This window comes from Pseudomonas sp. MDT1-17 (assembly GCF_054898105.1).
The window spans coordinates 4,129,148-4,152,120 of sequence record NZ_JBUBVM010000001.1 but is presented as its reverse complement, the minus strand read 5'-3'; the positions used below and the strand labels follow the sequence as shown (position 1 = coordinate 4,152,120).

The 22,973-nt window shown below is 59.8% G+C and carries 18 protein-coding genes and 1 pseudogene; 7 read left to right on the top strand and 12 right to left on the bottom strand.

Annotation, left to right across the window (positions count from 1 at the left end; all coding sequences use genetic code 11):
* Positions 1-102 precede the first annotated feature (102 nt).
* From ACYZTX_RS19200 to ACYZTX_RS19170, 7 genes are all read right to left on the bottom strand, one after another.
* Positions 103-852, bottom strand: coding sequence for a PAS domain-containing protein (locus tag ACYZTX_RS19200; RefSeq protein ID WP_462037072.1), 750 nt, complete (start codon positions 850-852; stop codon positions 103-105).
* A gap of 74 nt (positions 853-926) precedes the next feature.
* Entirely contained in the window at positions 927-2,183 is a 1,257-nt protein-coding gene (locus ACYZTX_RS19195) for an FAD-dependent oxidoreductase (RefSeq protein WP_462035411.1), read from the bottom strand.
* Positions 2,180-2,416, bottom strand: coding sequence for a (2Fe-2S)-binding protein (locus ACYZTX_RS19190; protein ID WP_462035410.1), 237 nt, complete (start codon positions 2,414-2,416; stop codon positions 2,180-2,182). The genes ACYZTX_RS19195 and ACYZTX_RS19190 overlap by 4 nt, the downstream gene beginning before the upstream one ends.
* Positions 2,409-3,524 (bottom strand): NAD(P)/FAD-dependent oxidoreductase, encoded by a 1,116-nt coding sequence (locus ACYZTX_RS19185; RefSeq protein ID WP_462035408.1) that lies wholly within the window; start codon positions 3,522-3,524, stop codon positions 2,409-2,411. The genes ACYZTX_RS19190 and ACYZTX_RS19185 overlap by 8 nt, the downstream gene beginning before the upstream one ends.
* Positions 3,521-4,453 carry a 4-hydroxyproline epimerase gene (locus tag ACYZTX_RS19180; RefSeq protein WP_462035407.1) on the bottom strand — a complete coding sequence of 311 codons (933 nt, stop codon included), beginning with the start codon at positions 4,451-4,453 and terminating at the stop codon, positions 3,521-3,523. The genes ACYZTX_RS19185 and ACYZTX_RS19180 overlap by 4 nt, the downstream gene beginning before the upstream one ends.
* Before the next feature lie 114 nt (positions 4,454-4,567).
* Positions 4,568-5,239, bottom strand: a complete 672-nt coding sequence (locus ACYZTX_RS19175; protein ID WP_348123102.1) for a GntR family transcriptional regulator — start codon at positions 5,237-5,239, stop codon at positions 4,568-4,570.
* A 99-nt stretch (positions 5,240-5,338) separates the two neighbouring features.
* Complete coding sequence (locus ACYZTX_RS19170) at positions 5,339-6,829, bottom strand: M15 family metallopeptidase (protein ID WP_462035406.1); 1,491 nt, start codon at positions 6,827-6,829, stop codon at positions 5,339-5,341.
* Positions 6,830-7,333: 504 nt separating this feature from the next.
* On the opposite strand from ACYZTX_RS19170, the gene ACYZTX_RS19165 reads away from it, so the two are divergent.
* Positions 7,334-7,912, top strand: a complete 579-nt coding sequence (locus ACYZTX_RS19165) for an eCIS core domain-containing protein (protein WP_462035405.1) — start codon at positions 7,334-7,336, stop codon at positions 7,910-7,912.
* 438 nt (positions 7,913-8,350) lie between these two features.
* Positions 8,351-8,710 (top strand): DUF6124 family protein, encoded by a 360-nt coding sequence (locus ACYZTX_RS19160; protein ID WP_462035404.1) that lies wholly within the window; start codon positions 8,351-8,353, stop codon positions 8,708-8,710.
* Positions 8,711-8,767: 57 nt separating this feature from the next.
* On the opposite strand, the gene ACYZTX_RS19155 is transcribed toward ACYZTX_RS19160, so the two are convergent.
* The 4 genes from ACYZTX_RS19155 to ACYZTX_RS19140 all read right to left on the bottom strand — a co-directional run bounded on the left by ACYZTX_RS19155 (position 8,768) and on the right by ACYZTX_RS19140 (position 14,421).
* A complete protein-coding gene (locus ACYZTX_RS19155) occupies positions 8,768-10,330 on the bottom strand; it encodes an amino acid permease (protein WP_462035403.1) in 1,563 nt (520 codons plus the stop codon).
* 154 nt (positions 10,331-10,484) lie between these two features.
* Positions 10,485-11,645, bottom strand: coding sequence for an iron-containing alcohol dehydrogenase (locus tag ACYZTX_RS19150; protein ID WP_462035402.1), 1,161 nt, complete (start codon positions 11,643-11,645; stop codon positions 10,485-10,487).
* 3 nt (positions 11,646-11,648) lie between these two features.
* Complete coding sequence (locus ACYZTX_RS19145) at positions 11,649-13,040, bottom strand: aldehyde dehydrogenase family protein (protein WP_462035401.1); 1,392 nt, start codon at positions 13,038-13,040, stop codon at positions 11,649-11,651.
* Positions 13,041-13,047: 7 nt separating this feature from the next.
* Positions 13,048-14,421 (bottom strand): glutamine synthetase family protein, encoded by a 1,374-nt coding sequence (locus tag ACYZTX_RS19140; RefSeq protein WP_462035400.1) that lies wholly within the window; start codon positions 14,419-14,421, stop codon positions 13,048-13,050.
* A 211-nt stretch (positions 14,422-14,632) separates the two neighbouring features.
* On the opposite strand from ACYZTX_RS19140, the gene ACYZTX_RS19135 reads away from it, so the two are divergent.
* Complete coding sequence (locus ACYZTX_RS19135; RefSeq protein WP_462035399.1) at positions 14,633-14,950, top strand: carboxymuconolactone decarboxylase family protein; 318 nt, start codon at positions 14,633-14,635, stop codon at positions 14,948-14,950.
* A gap of 107 nt (positions 14,951-15,057) precedes the next feature.
* On the opposite strand, the gene yghX is transcribed toward ACYZTX_RS19135, so the two are convergent.
* Complete coding sequence (yghX, locus tag ACYZTX_RS19130; protein WP_462035398.1) at positions 15,058-15,945, bottom strand: YghX family hydrolase; 888 nt, start codon at positions 15,943-15,945, stop codon at positions 15,058-15,060.
* A 56-nt stretch (positions 15,946-16,001) separates the two neighbouring features.
* On the opposite strand from yghX, the gene ACYZTX_RS19125 reads away from it, so the two are divergent.
* From ACYZTX_RS19125 to ACYZTX_RS19110, 4 genes and pseudogenes are all read left to right on the top strand, one after another.
* Complete coding sequence (locus tag ACYZTX_RS19125) at positions 16,002-18,929, top strand: DUF637 domain-containing protein (protein WP_462035397.1); 2,928 nt, start codon at positions 16,002-16,004, stop codon at positions 18,927-18,929.
* Positions 18,930-18,940: 11 nt separating this feature from the next.
* Positions 18,941-19,231, top strand: a complete 291-nt coding sequence (locus tag ACYZTX_RS19120; protein WP_462035396.1) for a hypothetical protein — start codon at positions 18,941-18,943, stop codon at positions 19,229-19,231.
* A 40-nt stretch (positions 19,232-19,271) separates the two neighbouring features.
* A pseudogene (locus ACYZTX_RS19115) lies at positions 19,272-21,948 on the top strand (DUF637 domain-containing protein); the annotation flags it as partial.
* Between the two features lie 718 nt (positions 21,949-22,666).
* Positions 22,667-22,909, top strand: coding sequence for a hypothetical protein (locus ACYZTX_RS19110; RefSeq protein ID WP_462035395.1), 243 nt, complete (start codon positions 22,667-22,669; stop codon positions 22,907-22,909).
* Positions 22,910-22,973: the final 64 nt, after the last annotated feature.

The following is a 22,973-nucleotide window of genomic DNA, read 5'->3' as shown; positions in this document are numbered from 1 at the left end:
CAGGTCGCCGGAGAAGAACGCCTCGATGGCCCGTATCAGGTGGTGTTACAGAAGGGAGCAGTGCGGACGCCGGGCGCCCCTTAAAGGAACACTCGCCCGGGTTCAGCGACGGCTTTCGCGATACTGACTCGGCGCCAGACTGGTCAGAGCGCGGAACTGCCGGCTGAAGGCGCTGTGATCGGTGTAACCGCAGCGCAGGGCGATCTCGGTGATGGGCAGGTCGGTGTGCAGCAACAGCCGGGAGCCTTCTTCCAGGCGCGCCTTGTGAATCATCTGCCGTGGGGTGAGTTGGAACACCCGTTTGCAATGGCGCTCCAGTTGCGCCACGGAAAACCCGGCGATCGCGGTCAATTCGGCGAGGCTGATCGGTCGGGCGAAATGGCTGCGGATATGCGCGTCCACCGCCGCGAGTTTCTGAAACGCCGGATGGCCGGACTGTGGCGTTTGCAGGTCGCGGGAGATGCCGGCCAGGCCGACGATCTGACCTTGCAGGTCGCGCAGCGCGAGTTTATGGGTCAGGCACCAGACTGGCTGGTTACCGTAATACAGGTGCAGTTCGAGTTGGTCGGCCAGTTCGCGCCCGGTGGACAGCACCCGCCGATCCTGCTCGGTATACAGCGGGCCGAAGCGCTCGGGAAAGACCATGTCGGCGGTGCGCCCGAGCAGCTCTTGAGTGTGTTTGAAGCCGCAGCGCCGGGCCAGGGTCTGGTTGACGAAGGCGTAGCGGGCCTCGCTGTCCTTGATGAAGAAAACCACGTCCGACAGGGTATCGAGCAGCGCCGCGATCGGCTGCAGACTGCTTAGCAGGGTCGGCAGGTCGCAGGGTTTGAAAGTGGTGAGCGAGGCATACATGGCGCTGGGCGTCTGGTGGCAATGCCCCGGATCATAGAGACTCGGCAGCGGACCCGAAAGCCCCGGGCCGGCATTCAGGCCGGCGGGGTGTCGTCCAGGCACAACAAAGTCTCGATCCGCGCCGGACTGAAGGGCGGGCGTGGCGCCGAGGGTTGCCAGCCGAACAGGTGCTGCAATGCGCCGCCACACACCCGGCCCTGGCACGCGCCCATGCCGCAGCGGCTGGCCAGTTTGGCCCCGCGCCAGTCAGTGTGCCCGGCAAGCAGCCCGTAAGCCACGTCTTCGCAACGGCACACCAGGGTATCGGGTTGCGCCAGCGACTTGAGTTGTGGGTCGAGGGTGAATGCCTTGTTCAGGGCGTTGGCGAAACCCTGCCAGCGCGTTCGACGAGGCCACAAAGCTCGGGCCGAATCAACGTCACCGACCGCGGCATGTCCAGCGATCGCCCCTTCGACCAACGCCAGTTCACTGCCACCGAAACCGGTGCATTCACCCGCCGCGAAGTGGTCAGCGCGGCTGCTGGTCTGCCAGGTATCGACCGCAAGCGCCTGGCCGTCGAGGTCGCAGCTCAGGGCCTGGCCGAGTTGGGTATTGGGGATCAGACCGAAACCGCAGGCCAGGCGATCACATTCCAGTTCGACGATTTTTCCTTGCTGTTGCAGGCGCACACCTTCCAGCCGCCCATTGCCCAGGGCGGCCAGTACATGGGTGCCGGTACGGTAATGGTGGTCGAACAAGGTGAACGACTGCATCAGCTTGTTGGGCCAGCGTGGCAGTTGCGCGGCGAAACCGGCGACGGCGGCCCCGCAGGCTTGCTCGGCAATGCGCAGCACGTGGGCGCCGTTGTGTTTCGCGGTGGCGGCGCTGGCCAGCAATAACGGTCCGCTGCCGGCAATCACAACGCGCTCGCCCTGCACCGGCACGCCGCCCTTGATCAATGCCTGGAGACCGCCAGCACCCGTCACGCCGGGCAGCGTCCAGCCGGGGAAGGGCAGGAGTAACTCGCTGGCACCGGTACACAAAATCAGTTTGTCGTAACCGATCAACCAGCCACGATCAGCGTCTTCCACCAGCAGTTGTTTCGGCCCGGCGCAGGCGATCACCCGCGTGCCGGAGTGACAGTGGATGTGGCTGCACGCCTCGAGTTGCTCACGCATCTGACGCGCCTGATTCGGCAGGTTGGCCTGAGGTCCGTCGCGCCAGATTTGCCCGCCCGGCAGCGGGTTGTCGTCGAGCAGGACAATGCGTGCACCGCTTGGCGCCGCCGCAAGCGCGGCGGCCATGCCGGCGGGGCCGGCGCCGATGATCAGCAGGTCGGCGTATTCGCTCATGCTTGAGTCTCCACGTGCATGCCGTCACGGCACAGCGTTTGGCAGGCCAGGCGCCGGCGACCGTCGATGGTCACCCGGCATTCCTGGCAAATGCCCATGCCGCACAGCGGGGCGCGACGTTGGCCACTGACCGAGGTGCGAGTGCAACCATCGCCACCAAGGGCCAGCGCGGCGGCGACGCTGGTGCCCTCGGCAACCTTCAAGGCACGCCCGTCCAGCATCAATTCAGGCATAAACGGGCTCTCCGAGAAAACGTTGCGGCAGATACGGTTGCGCGGCCAGCGGCGGCGCTTCGTCGAACAACTGCGCGACCAGCAGGTCGGCGGTGCCGGTGGCGGTCGTCACGCCGAGGCCCTCGTGACCGACCGCCAGCCACAAGCCTTTGCGTTGCGGGTGTTGACCCACCAGCGGCAGGCCGTCGGGGCTGGCGGCGCGAAAACCGGTCCAGGCGCGGATGCCATTGAGCTGAGCCAGCCCCGGCATGTACTCGGTGGCACGTCTGAGCATTTTCGCCAGCATCCAGCCTTCTACCTGCGGGTCGGTGGTGTCGAATTGTCGCGAGGCGCCGATGAACAACTGTCCGGTCGGCCGGGGCTGGATATTGCACGCCGTCGAAGGACCGCTGGCGTTGTGGGCGCTGGTGACGTAACCGAGTTCCACCAGGGTGTGGGTGACCTTGCCGGGGTAGCGGTCGGTGATCAGCAAGTGGCCTTTCTTCGCCTCGATCGGCAATTCGGGGCAGAGCGCGTTGGCCTGGATACCGTTAGCCAGAATCACCGCTTCGGCGCTGAGCCAGTGGCCGTCGTCGAGTCGCACGCGGTTGCCGTCGACTTCGCTGACTCGCGCCCGGCGTTGGCTGATGTTCGGTGTTTCGAGCATCCAGTTAGCCGTCGCCGGGGCATAAAGAATGCCGTCGCCATTGATCAGCAGTCCGCCTTCCAGACCCTCGCGCAATTGCGGTTCGCGCTGGCGCAAGTCGCTGCGGGTGATCAATTCGCAGGCCACGCCTTGGGCCTGCAAGTTCAGGTATTTGCTGTGGGCAACGGCCATTTCTTCGGCATTGGCCGCCAGCCAGAGGGTGCCGTTGCGGCGATACGCGCAGCCATCGGGAAGGGCCGGCGCCAGTTCGCGCCAGCGTTGCAGGGAATATTGACTGAGGGCCAGTTCGGCCGGATTGTCATCGAGGACCAGCAAATGGCCCATGCCTGCCGCCGTAGCGCCCGGCAGGCCTGCGTCCAGCACCAGCACGCGCAAGCCGCGACCCGCCAGCGCCTGGGCACAGGCAGCGCCAATAATGCCGGCGCCGATCACGATCACATCGGCCACGTGGCCCTCGCTCACGGGCGAATACCCCAGGCGAACGGGTCGTCCTGTTCGATGATCAGGCTGGCTTCGGCGCTGATAAAGGCGCGGCCGCGAATGGTCGGCACGATGCGCTCGCCCTGAAGTTCATAGGAACCCTCGAACTCGCTGCCGATGACACTCGCCTGACGCCAGATCTGTCCCGGCTGCAATTTGTCGTCGGCCGCCAGGCACGCCAGTTTGGCACTGGTGCCGGTGCCGCAGGGCGAGCGGTCGTAGGCCTTGCCGGGGCAGAGGACGAAGTTGCGGCTGTCAGCCTGCTCGTCATCGGCGAACAGCTCGACATGGTCGATCAAGCCGCCGTCTTCGCCACGGATCCCTTGAACATCCAGTGCTTGTTGCACGGCGAAGGTGTAGGCGGTCAGCGCCTCAAGGTTGTCGCCAGCGATGTCCAGGCCATGCTCGGCGATCAGGAAGAACCAGTTACCACCCCAGGCAACATCGCCGGTCACTTGACCGACACCCGGCACCTGCAACGCCAGCGCTTTGCGGTAACGGTACGCCGGCACATTGCGCACGCTGACCGAATGGTCTTCGTGCAGCGTCGCTTGCACCGTGCCCACCGGGGTTTCGATGCTGTGCACCCCAGGGCCGATCTTGCCCAGGTGCGCCAGCGAGGCCACCAGGCCAATGGTGCCGTGGCCGCACATGCCGAGGTAACCGCTGTTGTTGAAGAAAATCACGCCGGCACAAGCGCTTGGGTTCACCGGCTCACAGAGCAGGGCGCCGACCAGCACGTCACTGCCCCGTGGTTCGAGCACGCAGGCCGCGCGCCATTGATCATGCTGTTCGGCCAGCCGCTGTCGACGTTCGGCCATGCTGCCGTTGCCCAGGTCAGGAAAACCGGCGGTCACCAAACGGGTCGGTTCACCGCCGGTGTGGGAGTCGATCACGGTGATGCGTTTCATGGGATGGCCACGTCCGTTCAGATGAGTGAACGCAAGAGTGGCGTGTGCGGAGGCTTGCCGGCTTGATGGTTTTATCCAGTGCCGATGACGAAATCGGCACAGTAGATCGAGCGGTCAGTGGCTGTGAGGCAGGTGTTCGAACAGGGTCTTGCAGACGCCGGCAATGTGCTCGTCGAGCAACTTCACCGCGAGGTCCACATCACCGGCGCGGCAGGCCGCCAGGATTTCCCGGTGTTCGTGATCGGCGCGATCCTTGCCGGCCGAGAGGCTCATCTGCATGCGCAGGTAACGCTCCAGCTTGTCGTTGACCGAGCGGATCAGGCCGACCAGAAACGGCCGTTGCGCGGGCTCATAGAGGCAGGCGTGCAATTCCCAGTTGAGCTCGGCCCAGCGTCCCACGTCATCTTCGCCGATGAACTCCTGGCAGATGCGCTCGGCGCGGGCGAAGGTGTCTTCGGTCATGTTCGGAATGGCCAGGCGCAGCACCTTGTCTTCGAGCAACATGCGCACTTCGAACATCTGCGCCAGTTCCGCATCGGACACCCGCGTGACCATCGCCCCGCGATTGCGCTGGAACATCACCAGGCCTTCGGCCTCCAGGCGCTTGAGGGCTTCGCGCACCGGAATCTTGCTGACGTTGAACTGGCGGGCGATGTCGTCCTGGCGAATCGGCTCGTCCTCGGCGAAATGCCCGGCGACGATGGCGTCACGCAGATGACGGGTGATGATTTCCGACGTCGAAGGCGAATTGCCAAGGTCGGGAGCGTTGAGTTTTGTCAGGGCCACGGTCGTGATCGTTCGCAATGATTTGCAGATAGGGTATACGAAATTGCCTTGGCTGTTCCTTCGGCGATGGCCGGACCTCCCGCCACCGCCTGCCAGTCATCAACGTTCGGGCAGATTCCAGCGTTCGCGAAATTGCTCGTATTCCACCTCGGGCATTTGAACCAGCAGAGGGGACTGGCGAGGATCGAGCCAATTGAACAAGCGAGAAATATCCGCTTGATCCATGGCGGTGCAGCCAAGCGTCGGGGACGTGGGACCACGCCAGAGGTGGAAGAAAATGCACGAGCCCGAGACGGGAGACGCCGGCGTATTGTGCTCGATGAAAATGCCTTTTCGATACATCTCGTCATCGCGACGCATACGTTCCGAGCTGTTCCAGTCTTTCGATACTGTCGCGCCGTCGACAAGCTCGTTATAGCGTGCGGAGTGGCTGTCATCCACGCATTCGATGGTCGAAGTCAGCGCAAGGTACGGCAGTCTGGTGTCGGCCGTGCTGTCGTAGCCAAACGCCGTCCCCAGTTTGAATACCCCGGCGGGTGCTTTTCCATCGCCTTCACGTTTGACCGGACCTTCGCGTTGCTCAACGCCGCTTAGACCCTTGCCCCACGCCAGCCCGCTCTTGCCGACCACCACCGGAAACGGCGCTTCGTATTTTCGAAAGGTGTTCCCATGCCGTTCATAGCGCTGGGCAGTGCCCTGAATGTCAGTCCAGTTTTTTGTGGTGACCACAATAAGCTGATGGCTGGCGTCGAGAGCTTCGCTTGCACCCAACGGCGTCACAGGAAAGTCCATGACGTTCTTCGGCGAACCTTCCCCGCTGTATGTGAAGTGCCACCATTCCTTGGAGTACCCGGTAAATCCCTCTTTCTCCATGGCCCTGCTGAGCGTCTGGCGATTGTCCCGGGAGGCAGCGTTGATCATCGGACTGTCGGTATGCGCTCGCTCATCGAAGCAATCGAAACCGGTACCCATATCGAGTGCGCCGTCGCGCCATCGCTGGCCATAAGGGGCCGTGCAATCGACTTGCCCGGCTGACGGCGTCCAGCTATCGGCGGGCAGGGCATCCGGACCGGTCAGTGTCAAATCCACGGTTGAGCCTCTGGAGTGGTTCGACACCCGTGCCACGTAACCCAGGTGCCAGAAGTCCTGCTTGTCCACGCGCGGATAGAACTCGGCCTTGCGTGGGTCACCCGGCACCAAAGCGAAACGCCCCATATCGGCAACGGCACGGCTCGGCCGATAACAGTCAAATACCTTCAAACCGTAGCCCTGCGCCTGCAATGCCTTTTGTACCCGAGCGAGGGCCTTGGCAGCCTCCAGCGATAACAGACACTCCCCGGCGGCGTAACCGTCGAGTGGGTGCCCGGTGAAGTTGTGCGCGCTGGCATAGCGAATGTCTTGCTCAATGCGCGGATCAATCGTACGCAAATAAACCATGTTCTCGGGTCGTGTCTCTGCACCGGCCATGCAGGGCACGACAATGCTCAGACACAGAGCCATTTGCACCCAGTGCCGCGCGAGCAGGCTGAGTGAACGCAGCGAAAACAGTGTGGAGGCGGGCAGAAGCAGGATATTGCAGGGATAGCGCATGCGGTGCTCCAAAGAGGCCGGTTCTCAAGCCAGATCAGACGATGGATCGTGCCGGTGACAGTAGCAACGCACGAGCCGCGGCACCAGCCGAGCCTCCAGTTGACGTAGGCCGTAACGAGGCGAGACGTCACTCATCGTTTTTTCGGGTTCACTGTCAATCTGACAAGCATTCACCTCTCAACTACGCTCCGATACTTACCGGTTCATGGCGATGACAGGGATTGAACGTCATCAACATCGACGTTCTGATGCCTGCGGCGTAAGGAGTGAACGATGCGAAGCAGGGCGCTTGCACTAGGGGCATGGTCCGCGGATGTGCCCAACGCCAAAGACCACCCCGCCGAACTCAAAGTCGCTAACCGCAGCATCATGGTGTTTCGTGCCACTTTGCTGGGAGAGGTGCCGGCATCGAGGGAAGCCGCGTTCAGTCGCGCATTCAAACGCCAGTTCGGCACATCACCCGGCACTTGGCGCAGACAATCAGTATGAGCCCTGGAGCGCCCAATGCCACCCATCACCCCGCGCCTGGTGGCGCTGTTTGTTCTTTGCCTGACGCTTGAAGTGTCAGCCCAGACCAATGCCTGCCCAGCTGGCGAGAAACAAGTGTGTTTGGACGGCTGCATCTGCCTGCCAGACCTGGTGCCTGATGGCATCTACCAGATCGCGGCACCTGCCCTGGCACTGTGGCTGACCCAAGCCCGCGCTGAAGCAGCCAACGCCGGCGTCCAACCCATTCCACCGCACATCCGCGAGCGACTGCTGCGCTGGTACGACCCCAGCGTCCTCGATGCCGCGCGCTACAAAGTCAGCGACAACGGCCAATTCAACGCCGCCACTGCCATGCTGCAAAATCCCGATGTCAGTGCCGTGACGCTGATCGACATCATCCTCTTCCGGGACACTCAAACCGCAGAACAGGACATTGCGCTCTGGGCTCACGAACTAAAGCATGTGCAGCAGTATCAGGAGTGGGGGGTAGAAGGATTTGCCCAGCGGTATACACAGGATTTCAATGTTGTGGAGGCGCCGGCTTATGCCATACAGGCTGAGGTCAGGCGGACGGTGCGGGAAGGGACTTACTGAGGGGTAGCGAAGCGGCCTGTCATTACAGCGTTCTGACCACCTGTAGGAAGGGTGCCTACGATCAATCAACATGCGGGAGCGCGCGTGTTTAAACGCCCTCAAGGTTACTTCCTGAAAGCTACAAGACCTTGCGCCGTTGCCTACGGCTACGCCAGAATCCGCCGGCTTGTGCGCCTTGGGTCTGCTCGGTAACTTGATTCCCGTCACTGCTCATCAGTGATCGGGTTTCGCAGCCCAGGTAAATTCTAGGCGCACAACGTCTACCGCTTGTGATCAGACGCTTCATTAGGTCTGTCATTTATGTCATGGCGGCTGTGCGTGGGAGGCCTTTGGGCCTGCCGGGTTCCTAGAGTCCTGGTCTGCGAACCCGCGTACAGTTGCCACCTTATTTCGTTTCGCAGCGAATGGTGGCAGCTCCAAATCTCTAGGAGCTTCACCATGTTCAAGGTCACACCCAATCCACCGGACACCGATCCGGTTTCCCCGTACGAACCCGATTCAAACAAACTCAACGAGGCCGCCGAACGGGCCCTCGACTTCCACTTCCCGTCGACTGCCGACATCAAAGCCACCCCGCGAACACGCAGCACCCTGTTTTCCGTGGACCCAGAGGCCACGGCCGAAACCCTGGCGGTTTATTTGGTCGAGACGCTGGCCTCGATCGATGTGATGGTTCACCAATTGGTGGATCATCTAGAGGGTGAATCGCGCTACGCCCTGCTGGGCATTTCAAACAGCATCATGGTGGCGGAGATCACCGCGAATCGGGTGCTGGATCAAATCGATCTACCTGCGTAGACGCGGTCCGCTGTGGCGAGGGGAGCACGCACCCTCGCCACCATTTGCTCAGCGCAATCAACTTCCCTGTTTATTCAACGCCGCTTCAGCCGCGGCAATTTCAGCCTGACGCTTGACGATCATGTCGCCAATCGGCGGGCCCTGAAAGCGGCGGGCTTCAAAACCGAACCAGACAATGGCCGTCAGCACCAGAAACCCAATGGTGATGTACAGCGCCCAATCGTTCGGTGGCTGGATACCAATGACGAAAATAATCACCATCGAGAGGATCGAGAGGATGGCGAACACTGAGTACCAGAAACGCCCCATGTTCCACGGCCCCATGGTCGGCCACTTCGAAGTCCCGTAGGTAAACAGGCCCAGAATGATGGGAATGACGAAGGAGAAGAACAGAAAGATCACCGTGCAGGACACCACGATGGTATAGACCGGCGTTGCGCCGACCGAAATCACCGACGATCCCCAGACGAACAACACCGCGAGGGTGGCACCGGTCCAGATCGCCGCCACCGGGCTGCGACGGGTCGGCGAAACCGAGGCCAGTGCTTTGGAGAAGGGCAGGCCGCCGTCACGGGAGAACGCGAAGATCATGCGTGAGACCGAGGTCACGGTCGCCAGCCCGCAGAGAAACTGCGAGATGAAAATGGCCACGTACAGCGCCGTTTTTACCGTCGGGTTCACCTGAGTGTCCATGGCCCAGAAAAACACGGTCCAACCCTGCTTGGCCGCCTCGTCCATGCTCGGCAGCATCAATACAAACGAACTGAGCATGACCCAGCCGAACAACAACGACCAGACCACCGACATGACCATGCCGCGTGGCACTGACATGGCCGCATTTCGGGTCTCTTCCGAGGTATGCGCGGAGGCGTCATAGCCCGTGATGGTGTAGATCGGCAAGAGCAGGCCAAGCATGAAAATCCAGCCGTTCGACACCTCTGGCCAGACGCTGCCGCCGACCTCGCCGGAATAGTTGCTGAAGGTCCATAACCGGGCGAACTCATAACTGGGCGCCGAGATCAGGCAAACGATGGTCAGCGCCAGCGCCGTGGCGAAGATCAGATACCCCGAGAAGTCGGTGAGCTTCGCGGTCAGGCCGATACCCAGGTGGTTACACAAGGCCTGGAGGCCGGTCAGGATTGCCAGAAAAAACACCCGGGTCGTGGTGGTGTCCTCCATCCCCAGGGCCGGTCCGAAGGCACCGAAAAAGAAGTAATAGGTGCCGACGTTGATCGCGCCGAGCACGGTGACCAGCCCCAGCAGGTTGAACCACGCGGTCAGCCAGCCGGTAAAGCGGTTACCGAGAATCGAGCCCCAATGATAGAGACCGCCAGCGGTGGGGTAGGCCGAGGAAATCTGCGCCATGGCCATGGCGAAAACCCCTGAGATCAGGCAACCGATCGGCCAGCCGATGCCGATTGACGCACCGCCCGCACCCGAGGTGCCTTGGGCGAGTGAATTGATACCACCCGAGAGAATGCAGATGATCGAAAAGGAAATGGCAAAGTTGGAGAAAACGCCCATCCGTCGCGACAGCTGCTGGGCATAGCCCATGCTGTGCAGCACCTTGACGTCATCGTCTTGCGGCGCGGCTGTGCCGGGCTGGCTTGCTGGCTTCATGTTGTGTGCCCCTTAGGTTTTGATACGCATCCATCCGGGTTGTACGTGGCCGGATGGGCTGGCTTTCAACCCCTTGTCGTACTGCTCCTTTTTCCTACGGATAAACCCCGTCCATGCAGCGAGTTCGCACCTTGGCCATGGACAGACAACTGCTCTATAGGCGGCCGTGGTACGCCGCTGCGAAAATTTCTGCCGCGCCATCTCGGGTCAATGGCAGCGGGTTGCCGCCGGCGCAAGGGTCGACAACCGCCATGTCCGCGATCAGGTCGGCCTGCCGGTCATCCACCCCCAGCTCAACCAGCGTGTGCGGCACCCCGATGTCCTTGCGCAACTTGAGGACGAAGGCCAGAAAACTGTCGAATCCGGGAGAGGGCAAACGCAGATAAGCCGCGAGGCGGATGATGCGTTCCTCGATGGCCGGGCGATTGAATTTCAGCACATAGGGCATGAACGTGGCATTGGTCATGCCGTGATGGGTGTCGTACAGGGCACCCACCGGATGTGAGAGGGCGTGCATCCCGCCCAGGCCTTTCTGGAAAGCGGTAGCGCCCATCGCGGCGGCCGCGAGCATTTCCGCTCGCGCCTCCAGGTCCGAGGGTGTGTGTACGGCTCGCACCAGGGCATTGGCGACCAGGCGCATGCCTTCCACCGCAATGCCTTCGGCCATGGGATGAAAACCGGGGGCGCAATAGGATTCCAGGCAATGCGCAAACGCATCCATGCCGGTGCCCGCGGTGACCTTTGCCGGCATGCCGACGGTGAGGGCCGGGTCGCTGATGACCACGCGCGGCATCATTTTCGGGTGGAAGATGATGCGTTTGGTGTGCGTCCGCTCATCGATGATCACCGCCGCACGACCCACCTCGGAGCCGGTACCCGCCGTGGTCGGCACCGCAATGATGGGAGCGATGCTGCCTTCGTCGGCGCGTGTCCAGTAGTCGCCGATGTCTTCGAAATCCCAGACCGGGCGGGTCTGGCCACTCATGAAGGCGATGAGCTTGCCCATGTCCAGGCCACTGCCACCGCCAAAGGCGACCACGCCATCGTGTTTTCCGGCGCGCCAGGCCTCGAGCCCGCCCGCCAGGTTGGCTTCGACCGGATTCGGTTTAAGGTCGCAAAACAGCGCGACGCCAAGGCCGGCGGCGCGCAAGGCGTCCACTGCTGACGTGGTGATTGGGGCGCGGGCCAGGCCACTGTCGGTGACCAGCAACGGGCGCTGGATCCCTTGACTGCGGCAGACCTCGGCAAGCTCGGCAATGCGGCCGACACCGAAACGGATGCTGGTGGGGTAGTTCCAGTTCGCGGTCAGGCTCATGGCTCAGATCTCGTGGCGCAAATGGAAGGATTTCGCTCGGGTCAGGTTGTCATAACCCAGGCGTGACAGCGTCACGCCGCGCCCGCTGTTCTTCACCCCGGTCCAGGCCAGGGCCGGGTCGAGGTAATCGCAGCGGTTCATGAACACGGTGCCGGTGTCGATCTCGTTGCCCAGGTGTTCGGCGGCGGCAAGATCTTGCGTCCAGATCGAAGCGCTGAGCCCGAACTCACTGTCGTTCATCAGGGCGATGGCTTCGTCGTCGCTGACAACCGACATGATGCCGACCACCGGACCGAAGCTTTCCTCGCGCATCACCGACATTTGATGGGTGACATCCACTAATACCTGCGGCGCGAGGTAGGCGCTGCCCGGCGCATCGGCGGGAAAGGTCTGCGAATCGATCAGTGCCCTGGCGCCCTTGGACAGCGCTTCGGCGATCTGCCCGCGAACGAATTCAGCAGCGCCCGGTGTCACCAGCGGACCGAGCGTGGTGGTTTCGTCCAGCGGGTTGCCCAACACGTATTGGCGAGTCAGCGCGACGAAGCGTTCGACAAAGGCGGGGTAGATTTTTTCATCGACATAAATACGCTCGACCGCACAACAGCTCTGCCCGGAGTTGAAGAAGCTGCCGTCCACCAGGTTTTCCACCGCGTGTTCGAGGTTGGCGTCTGCCCGGACGTAGGCCGGGTCTTTGCCGCCAAGCTCCAGGCCCACGCCGAGGAAACCTCCGACAGCAGCGTGTTCCATGGTCTTGCCGGCTTCGACCGAGCCGGTGAAGTTCACCTGCTGCACCCGTCCAGAGGCAATGATCATCGCGGTATGGAGATGACTCAGCAGCAGGTTTTGGAACAATCCCTCGGGCAGATTGGCGCGGCGAAAGGCCTCGGCGAACCGCTCGCCGACCAGCAGCGTTTGCGACGCGTGTTTGAGGATGACGCTGTTGCCGGCCATCAGCGCCGGGATGATCGTATTTACGGCCGTCAGGTAGGGGTAATTCCAGGGCGCGACGACCAACACCGTACCCAGCGGCTCGCGTTTGATACAGCGTCGAAAACCGGCGACAGGCGTGGGTTCAAGCGCTGCCAACGCTTCAGGGGCAATGGCGATCATGTGGCGGGCACGCTCTTCGAACCCGCGCAGTTCGCCAGCGCCAAAGCGCACCGGGCGGCCCATTTGCCAGGCCAGTTCCGGCACGATGTCAGCCTTCATGGCCAGCATCGCGTCCACCGCGGCGCTGCAAAAGGCGGCGCGTTCGCTCAGTGGCCGGCGCTTCCATTGCGCCTGGGCAGTTTCGGCAGCCGCCAGCGCCTGGTCAATCTGCGCAGCATCGGCGCAGCGGCGTTCGGCGTAGACCCGGCCATCGACCGGTGAGATGAGTTGAATGGTCGAGGTCATGGTGGTCTCAATAGCGCTCGAAGCCGCGCTGCAATTCCCAGTCAGTAATCCGCCGGTCGTACTCTTTCTGCTCCCATTCGGCGGTGTGCACGTAGTGGTCGACCACTTCATCACCGAACGCCTCGCGCAACATCGTCGAGGCCTGGAGCGAGGCGCTGGCTTCGCGCAGGGTCTTGGAGACTTCAGGTAAATGTTCGTCGACGTAGGCATCGCCCTCGAAGGGCGGCGCGAGGGTGAGCTTCTCGTCGATACCGGCCAGTCCCGCAGCGATCAAGGCCGCGAAGGCCAGATAAGGGTTGAGGTCGGCGCCGCCGATGCGACATTCAATACGGATGGCTTTGCTGCCTTCTGCGCACAACCGAAAGCCTGCGGTGCGATTGTCCCGACTCCACACCGCCCGCGTCGGTGCAAAGGTGCCGGCCTGAAAGCGCTTGTAGGAATTGATGTAGGGCGCGAGAAAACAGGTGATGTCGTTGGCGTATTTGAGTTGCCCGGCCACCCAGGCGCGCATCAGCTTCGACATGCCGAACTCCGCCTTGGTGTCGAAGAACAGCGGCTTTTTGCCGTTCTTGTCCCACAGCGAATTATGGATGTGGCTGCTGGAACCGGCGGCGTCATAGCGCCACTTGGCCATGAACGTGATCGCCTTGCCCTGCAGTTGCGCGATCTCTTTGCAGGCGTGCTTGATGATGACGTGGTGGTCGGCCATGGTCAGGGCATCGGCATAACGGATGTTGATTTCTTCCTGGCCCGGCCCCCATTCACCCTTGGAGTTTTCCACGGGAATACCGCTGGCCTGCAGGTGTTTGCGAATCGCCCGCAGCACCGGTTCCTCGCGGGTGGTCTGCAGGATGTTGTAATCCTCGATGTAGTGACCGGCCGTTTTCGGCTTGTGGTAGTTGCGCTCGTGGATGGCTTCGTAGCTTTCGTCGAACAGGTAGAACTCCAGTTCCGAGGCGAACATGCCGGTGTAGCCGCGCTCGCGCAGTCGCTCGATCTGTTTTTTCAGGATCGCCCGCGGGCTGTGTGGCAGGTCGCGCCGATGGTGATGATCGAGCACATCGCAGAGCACCAGCGCCGTGCATTCAAGCCAGGGCACCCGTCGCAACGTGGCCATGTCGGGTTTGAGCACAAAGTCGCCGTAGCCTTTGCTCCAGCTGGCCGCGGCGTAACCCGGCACCGGTTCCATGTCGATGTCGTCGGCCAGCAGGTAATTGCAGCAGTGGGTTTCTTCGTGGCCGCTGTCGATGAAAAACTCGACCTGGAATCGCTTGCCGACCAGTCGGCCTTGCATGTCGACCATGCAGACAAGAACGGTATCGATCTCGCCAGAGGCAGCGGCACGTTTGAGTTGGTCAAAGCTGAGGAGGGGCTCGGTCATCACGTAGTCCTGCGTGAATTGTTTGGGCCAGTCTGAAATAGCTGTTGCAGGCGCTCTCCAGAACAAACCAAAACCTGCAGACGCGAGCATCGTGTGCAATAAGCTGCTGTAAGCGTAGCCTACTGCTGCAGTGTGCAAGTTTCGTAAATCGCAGCCTGATGACTCGGGCGCAAAGGCGCGAATTGATCGCCTCCAACGCGAGGAAACAAACATGACAAAGAAGAGAACGCATAACACCTACCAACGTCTCGAACAGCAGTACCCGGATTACTTGGCTGCCGTGGAGGCCTTGGGTACGGCGGTGCGTCATACCGGCCCACTGGAAGAGATCGTGGTCCAGCTGATCCAGCTCGGTGCCGCGGCGGCCATCCGTTCTGAGGGCGCGGTGCACAGTCATACCCGACGGGCACTGGAGGCGGGCGCTACACCCGAGCAGATCCGTCACACGCTGATCTCACTGACCAGCACGATCGGTTTCCCCACCGTCGTTGCGGCCATCAGTTGGGCGGATGATGTGATTGAGACATGAACGAGGGCCTATTGAGCCGCGTTTGAGCACCTGTCTCGTCAGCTTTTCGAAGCCCTCCATTCATGCGGAATCTGGCAACAGTGTCAAAGCCGACTTCAGCTTCACCATTACGCCAGATACCGTCGAAACCACCCGAGCGTCCGGTCCCAGGCCAGCCTGGCCGCGGCGTCATCGTATCGAGGCGTGGAGTCGTTATGGAAACCATGGTTGGCGCCGGGGTAGATGTACGCTTCATACGTCTTGCCCGCGGCTTTCAATGCCTTCTCATAGGCGGGCCAGCCTTCGTTGATGCGCGTATCCAGTTCGCCGAAGTGAAGCATCAGCGGCGCCTTGATTCTGGCCACATCTTTAGCTTCTGGCTGTCGGCCATAAAAGGACACGCCAGCCCCCAGTTCCGGATAGGCCACGGCCGCGGCATTGACGACGCCACCGCCGTAGCAGAACCCGGTGATCCCGACTTTTCCGCTGGTTGCGTCGTGCTTCATCAACCACTCGATGGCGGCGAAAAAGTCGTTCATGAGCTTTTCAGGGTCGACGGTCGCCTGCAACTCCCGGCCTTTGTCATCGTTGCCAGGATAGCCGCCCACCGACGTCAGGCCATCGGGGGCGAGGGCGATGAATCCTGCCTTTGCCACACGCCGCGCGACATCTTCGATGTAAGGGTTAAGCCCGCGGTTTTCATGCACGACCACCACGGTCGGCACCTTGCCGGTGGCTTTCGCCGGGCGCACCAAATAACCACGGACCTGCCCGTTGCCCTTGGGCGATGGATAGGTGATGTACTCGGCAACAATGTCCGGGTCGGTAAATTCAACCTGCTCGGCGAGTGCATAATTCGGACTCAGGGCGGAGAGAAGCGCGCCGGCGGTCAAACCACCCAAGGTGAACAACGCCGCCCGATCCAGAAACTCTCGCCGGTTGATCTTGCCGTGGGCGTAGTAGTCGTACAGTTCGAGCAGTTCCGGAGCAAAGTCTTTCGCAGTGAGACGGGTCATCTGTGCGCTTCCTCTTGGGCGGGTCGGGCGGGATCCTTGCCGGCCGTGATGTGAGCGTGAACGCGATCATGGGCGACGTGCTCAACGAGCGCACCATCACTTCGCAAGACAGCAATACGCGCTTCGGTACGCAACATCACGACTTCGCTGACAGCGCCGCGCGCATCGAAGCCGCCAATGATCTCAACATCTCGGCGGGGCGGGACATCAACAATATTGGGGGCGTGCTGCAAAGCGGCCGTGACATGGACCTGAATGCCGGACGGGATCTCAACGTGTCCTCGGCGCAGGTCACCAACAGTGTGTTCCGCGACAAAAGGCACAACAGCAGCGACATCACCCAATTGGGTGCCAGCGTCACCGCCGGCCGTGACCTGTCGGCCCAGGCTGGGCGTGATATCAGCGTGATCGCCAGCCAGATCGATGCCAAACGCGACATCGCGATGTCGGCAACCGATAACCTGATCATCAGTTCTGCGGCGGACGAAGAGCACTCCCTGTCCAAGAGCAAAAAGCTCACCCGGCAGGAAGATCATGTCAGCCAGGTCATGTCGGGTATTACGGCGGGCGGCGACGTGGCATTGGGTGCCGGTCAGAATCTCGCCGTGGTCTCCAGCCGCATTACCGCAGGCGACGAACCCTATCTGGTAGCGGGCGACAGCCTCGACATTCTCGCGGCGCAGGACACCGATTACTCGCTATACGACAAAAAGAAAAAAGGCTCCTTCGGCTCGAAAAAAACCAAGCGCGATGAAGTCACCGATGTGAAAAACATCGGCAGCGAAATCACCTCCGGCGGCAACATGGTGCTCGTCAGCGGCGGCGATCAACATTACCAGGCCGCCAAGCTCGACAGCGGCAATGACTTGACCATCAGCAGTGGCGGGGCCATCACGTTCGAGGGTGTGAAGGACCTGCATCAGGAGAGCCACGAGAAAAGTGATACCAGCCTGTCCTGGAACTCAATGTCGGGCAAAGGCAATACCGACGAGACCCTGCGGCAAAGTCAATTGGTGGCTCAGGGGCAATTGGTGATCAAGGCGGTTGATGGCCTGAACATCGATATCAAACAGATTAACCAGAAATCGGTCAGCCAGACCATTGATGTAATGGTGCAGGCAGATCCACAACTTGCGTGGCTTAAAGAGGCCGAGAAGCGTGGTGATGTGGATTGGCGTCTGATCAAGGAGACACACGAGTCCTTTAAATACAGCAACTCCAGCCTGGGCCAGGGTGCGATGTTGGCGATCATCATTATTGTCACCGTGCTGACGGCTGGAGCCGCGAGTGCGGCTGTGGGGGCCGCAGCCAGCGCGACGGCGGGTTCAGGGACTGCCTTGGCAGCAGCGGGTACGGCATCCGCCTCGGCAGTGGTCGGCGGCGCTGCAATCGGTTCAACCGTGGGGGCAGGGTTGGGGAACATGATGGCCTCCGCCGTGTTGACCTCCATGGCCAGTACTGCGGCCGTCAGCACTATCAACAATAAAGGCAACGTGGGAGCGGCCTTTAAAGACGTCTTCTCTTCTGAGAACCTCAAAGGTTATGTGCTCGCAGGTGTCACCGCGGGTATCGCCGCCCAATTCGGTTTTAACCCTACGGAGTTGACGTTCGACTCGGCGGGTATCAAGGCCGTAGCAATTAAGATTGCAGCCGACACGGTGGCCAAAACGGCAATTATGGGCGGTAGCCTGACGGATAATCTGGTCGATGCGACGGTAGGGGCCGGGATCAGTATTGGCGGGGCACTTGCGGCCAACAAAATTGGCGATGTAACCCTGTTTGAAAACGGCAAGTTGACGAAACTCGCGATGCACGCCGCTCTCGGCGGGCTGATGGCTGAGGCCATGGGCGGGGACTTCCGGACCGGCGCACTGGCGGCGGGGGCAAACGAAGCCGTTGTTGATTTCCTGGCCGATAAGTTGCTACCGGTTGGGGTGGACAGAAACAGTCCCGAGTACCTGCAAGGCGTGAGTAAGTTGCTTGCGGCGTCTCAACTGATCGGCGTGTTGACGGCGGCTGTTACGGGAGGCGATGCGTCATCCGCCGCTGCAGTGACGGCAAACGCAACGCAATACAACAACCTGAACCACAGCGACGCTCGTGATTTCGTTGAGGGCATGAGCGGTTGTGAGGGCAGTGAGAGTTGCCAAATAAAAACTTGGAAAGAACGGGGCTTTGGAGAGCTGAGTGATGAGCTTTTTGAGCAGGCTCTCCAGACAGGTGGTGCCGTCTATGCCAAAGATCAGATGGGGCAGATCGCAGCAGGCCTGAGGGTACTCAACTCGTTGGAATGCACAACTCAAGCATGTAGCGATTACAAATTCTTGCTGACGGATCGTGCTCTAAAAAGTATGGTCAGGCTGGGCGATGTAGTAGGGCAGTGGGAGCCGGTGCTGGGGGCAATTGCTGGTATGGCCGGTGGTATCGCAGGGTTACGCGGGCCTCGGCCTGCCGGGTCGGAACCCGTTACGGGTTCTGCACAAATCAATAAGGCCTATGCCTACTGGAAGGAAGTAAAAGCGAACACATTGCCCGGCAGCGTCCGCGGGAACTTTGATATGGTCACTAATCCTGGGCCGTTATCCGTATTGCCAGGGAATCCAGCCTCCAATTTTTCAGGCGGAAAGTACAAGGCTGTAACGCTGACGGATGACATCATTCTCTATCGTGGTGGCGACTCGAATGGAAAGGCTCTAGGTCAATGGTTTACCGCAGAGGCACCGACCTCGGTGGCGCAGGTTCGGATTGATACGGCAGTAAAACCTCAGTGGATTGATCCAACCACTGGTACGCTAACGGGGACTTCTCCAATAAATGCTGTTTACTCTGTTAAAATTCCGGCTGGCACTACTGTTTATCAAGGTCCTGTTGGTAACCAAGGCGGTATCTACGTAGGGGGACAAAATGTTAATCAGATTTTTGTTCATGAACCTTGGAAGATACCCGGTGTTGAAACTTTTGGGGTCCCTAAGCCATTGTATTGATAGGTGCGAGTGTGGATGAGAAGAAGGTTGTTGGTCTTTTGGTGGAGTTGCAGGAGATATATCGGAAGGAAGGAGAAAGAAATTATGATCATGGCTTTTCCGCTGCTTTGGCGGCTTTGTGTGATCAAGGGCTTCCGGAGTTAGAGCGTTGGTCCGAAGCTCGTTCTATTTATAGGACAATGGCAGGAGGTAAATCAGGCTTTTCAGATTTTTACATTGATAAAAATACTGTTGAGGAAAGGATTTTAGAGAATAAGCGACTTGATGAGATTAGGCAGCAACTTTGGTTATTGTTTGAGTAGCAACAAAAAGCAAAAAGGGGACGGATTCTGAGGGACTCGCCTGCCGGACGTGAAAGCGCCGGCCAACGGCCACAAATACCTGATCGAAATCCAACCCGGTTCTCACCAACCTCAAGCAGTTCATGAGTTCGGACTACCTGTTGGCGAACCTCGGCTACGACCCGGACACCAGCGCCAAACGCCTGGGTGACGGCCTCTACGAACAGCGCCTGATCCAGCAAGCGGTCGTCGCTCGCACCGGCCAGCGCTACATCGACGGCCAGACCACTGACGAAGGCCTGTTCAAGTACCTGATGAACAACGCCATCGCCAGCAAGGACCAACTCAAACTGTCCATGGGCGTGACGCTTACCGCCCAGCAAGTCGCAGCGCTGACCCACGACATCGTCTGGCTCGAAGAACATGAAGTGAACGGCGAAAAAGTCCTGGTGCCGGTGCTGTATCTGGCACAAGCCGAAGGCCGCCTCGGCCCGACCGGTGCGCTGATCGCCGGTAAAGACGTGACGCTGATCGCCGGTCAGAACCTCGATAACGTCGGCACGCTGCGCGCCACCAATAACCTGTCGGCGACGGCGGGCAAGGACTTGGTCAACAGCGGCCTGATTCAGGCGGGCAATCGTCTGGATGTGCTGGCGGGTAACGACGTCATCAACAAATCGGGCGGGATCCTTGCCGGTCGTGATGTGAGCGTGAATGCGATCATGGGCGACGTGCTCAACGAGCGCACCATCACTTCGCAAGACAGCAATACGCGCTTTGGTACGCAACATCACGACTTCGCTGACAGCGCCGCGCGCATTGAAGCCGCCAATGACCTCAACGTCTCGGCGGGGCGGGACATCAACAATATTGGTGGCGTGCTGCAAAGCGGCCGTGACATGGACCTGAATGCCGAACGGGACCTCAATGTGTCCTCGGCGCAGGTCACCAACAGTGTGTTCCGCGACAAAAGGCACAACAGTAGCGACATCACCCAATTGGGGGCCACCGTCACCGCCGGCCGTGACCTGACGGCCCAGGCTGGGCGTGATATCAGCGTGATCGCCAGCCAGATCGATGCCAAGCGCGACATCGCGATGTCGGCAACCGATAACCTGATCATCAGTTCTGCGGCGGACGAAGAGCATTCCCTGTCCAAGAGCAAAAAGCTCACCCGGCAGGAAGATCATGTCAGCCAGGTCATGTCGAGTATTACGGCGGGCGGCGACGTGGCATTGGGTGCCGGTGATAATCTCGCCGTGGTCTCCAGCCGCATTACCGCCGGCGACGAGGCGTATCTGGTAGCGGGCGACAGCCTCGACATCCTCGCGGCGCAGGACACCGATTACTCGCTATACGACAAAAAGAAAAAAGGCTCCTTCGGCTCGAAGAAAACCAAGCGCGATGAAGTGACCGATGTAAAGAACATCGGCAGCGAAATCACCTCCGGCGGCAACATGGTGCTCGCCAGCGGCGGCAATCAACATTACCAGGCTGCCAAGCTCGACAGCGGCAATGACTTGACCATCAGCAGTGGCGGGGCCATCACGTTCGAGGGCGTGAAGGACTTGCATCAGGAGAGCCACGAGAAAAGTGATACCAGCCTGTCCTGGAACTCAATGTCGGGCAAAGGCAATACCGATGAGACCTTGCAGCAAAGCCAAATCGTGGCTCAGGGACAATTAACGATCAACGCGGTTGATGGACTGAGCATTGATGTCAAACAGATCAATCAGAAATCGGTAAGCCAGGCTATCGATGCAATGGTACAGGCAGATCCAAAACTGGCGTGGCTCAAAGAAGCCGAGAAGCGCGGTGATGTGGATTGGCGTCTGATCAAGGAAACCCACGAATCATTCAAATACAGCAGCTCGAGTTTGGGCCAGGGCGCAATGCTTGCAATCATCATTGTTGTCACTGTGCTAACAGCCGGTGCGGCCAGCGCCGCCGTGGGCACTGCCGCCAGCGCGACGGCCGGTTCAGGCACCGCGATGGCTGCCGGGACGGCGACTGCAGCAGCAGGCTGGGGCAACGTCATGGCATCGAGCGTGCTCACGTCCATGGCCAGTTCCGCGGCTGTGAGCACGATTAATAATAAGGGGAACCTTGGCGCAGTCGTCAAGGATGTGACCAGTAGTGATAGCTTGAAGGGGTACGCTACTTCAGCCTTGACGGCTGGCGTCACGTCAGGTTTTTTGGATAAGGCCTTTGGTGTATCAGCTAACCCGACGACGGGTGTCACACGGGGCTTTGATCTCGGCAACCTCAGTGGTATCAGTGATTTTGCGGCCTATTCTCTCGCTCAAGGCGTGACCCAAGCGGGCGTGAGTACCCTGATAAATGGGGGAGGTTTCGGTGATAACCTGATGACCGCAATAGCCTCCCAAGCCAATAACGTCGCGATGGCAACGGGTTTCAATTTCGTGGGCGATTATGTGAAGTTCCCCTCAGGGAGTCTTGAGAAGGTATTGGCCCATACTTTGATGGGCGGATTATTGGCCCAACTGACCGGCAGCGATTTCAAAACGGGTGCCGCGGCGGCGGGTGCCAACGAGGCTATGAGAAATCTTCTTTCGGGTATGGTGGGCGACAACAAACAGCTCGAAATAATGGCGTCTCAACTGACAGGCATTCTGGCGGCTGCCGCTGTGGGCGGGGATGTTCAGGTAGGTGCCGATATTGCGAAGAACGCAACGGCGTATAACCGGCACGCCCATGAAGAGGAAGAGAACGCGAAAACGCAGGAGGCCGAAAAGGGCGATTTCACAAAGGAAAATCTGGATAAAGCGACGTGTTACATGATCAAGTGCTGGGCTCAGTACGATCGGGGGAGCGCTGAATATCGCGAGAACTATCTGACAGACGCCGACATGGTCGGGCTCAGCAATGAATTGACATGGGCTGACGCACAGCGAGATAAAGGATTGTTCGACTACAGCTACTTTGACACGCTAGCCGATTTCACTACTCGTGATGCAATCCCCTTGGGGGTAGACGCTGTGCAAGCGGGCTTGGGGAGTGCAGGGGTTATTTCAGGAGGAACGCTGTGTTCCACCGCAGTAGGCTGCATATTTGGTGGACCTATGGCCGTTTTCGGGGGCGCTAATGCATATGAGGGCGGGTCAGGCCTGTACAATCATCTCCGGTATGGTGAGGATGGAAGTTCCAATCCTGTAAAAGATGCCTTTTCCCAGCTTCCTGGAGGTTACGGTCCGTTGGTCTACAGTGGTGCTGATTTGGTGTTTTCGGCAGGAGCGGGTTTTGTGAAAGTGCCTTTGAAAATCGGCGCTGCGGACGGTCTTAACGCAAAATCAATATTTGGTGTGACCGTAAGAGGAATGGATAATAATCATTTTATTCCGCTCACTGGTATCAGTACTCCCTATGGTACCGCCTTGGGTATCTATATGAGTGGTGTGGGTGGTAAAGCATTTGATTTTTATAAGGAAGCGACAAGTGGGAAATAGAAATATCGTTGCTAAGCTGATGGTTTTTTCGGGGCTGGTTGGTCTGGTTTTGTCGACGTTCTGCCTGATGTCGCTAGTGGTGTCGCTAGTGGTCACAGCATTGATTTCTGTAGTTTATGCAGTGGAGTTTAATAGTGTTTTTGTCTGGTCGGGACTGCCGTTGACGGTGCTAATGACGGTGCGATGGTTTTATAAAAACACTGCTTATGTGAAATTGATTGTTGGTGGATGACATATAAAACAAACGGGGAAAACCACGTTTATCCTTAGGCTAGGACAGTGCTATTTCACTTAGT

Coding starts and splice junctions, on each gene's coding strand:
- ACYZTX_RS19200 (WP_462037072.1), bottom strand. CDS start 852: ATGTATGCCTCGCTCACCACTTTCAAACCCTGCGACCTGCCGACCCTG.
- ACYZTX_RS19195 (WP_462035411.1), bottom strand. CDS start 2,183: ATGAGCGAATACGCCGACCTGCTGATCATCGGCGCCGGCCCCGCCGGC.
- ACYZTX_RS19190 (WP_462035410.1), bottom strand. CDS start 2,416: ATGCCTGAATTGATGCTGGACGGGCGTGCCTTGAAGGTTGCCGAGGGC.
- ACYZTX_RS19180 (WP_462035407.1), bottom strand. CDS start 4,453: ATGAAACGCATCACCGTGATCGACTCCCACACCGGCGGTGAACCGACC.
- ACYZTX_RS19170 (WP_462035406.1), bottom strand. CDS start 6,829: ATGCGCTATCCCTGCAATATCCTGCTTCTGCCCGCCTCCACACTGTTT.
- ACYZTX_RS19165 (WP_462035405.1), top strand. CDS start 7,334: ATGCCACCCATCACCCCGCGCCTGGTGGCGCTGTTTGTTCTTTGCCTG.
- ACYZTX_RS19160 (WP_462035404.1), top strand. CDS start 8,351: ATGTTCAAGGTCACACCCAATCCACCGGACACCGATCCGGTTTCCCCG.
- ACYZTX_RS19155 (WP_462035403.1), bottom strand. CDS start 10,330: ATGAAGCCAGCAAGCCAGCCCGGCACAGCCGCGCCGCAAGACGATGAC.
- ACYZTX_RS19150 (WP_462035402.1), bottom strand. CDS start 11,645: ATGAGCCTGACCGCGAACTGGAACTACCCCACCAGCATCCGTTTCGGT.
- ACYZTX_RS19145 (WP_462035401.1), bottom strand. CDS start 13,040: ATGACCTCGACCATTCAACTCATCTCACCGGTCGATGGCCGGGTCTAC.
- ACYZTX_RS19140 (WP_462035400.1), bottom strand. CDS start 14,421: ATGACCGAGCCCCTCCTCAGCTTTGACCAACTCAAACGTGCCGCTGCC.
- ACYZTX_RS19135 (WP_462035399.1), top strand. CDS start 14,633: ATGACAAAGAAGAGAACGCATAACACCTACCAACGTCTCGAACAGCAG.
- yghX (WP_462035398.1), bottom strand. CDS start 15,945: ATGACCCGTCTCACTGCGAAAGACTTTGCTCCGGAACTGCTCGAACTG.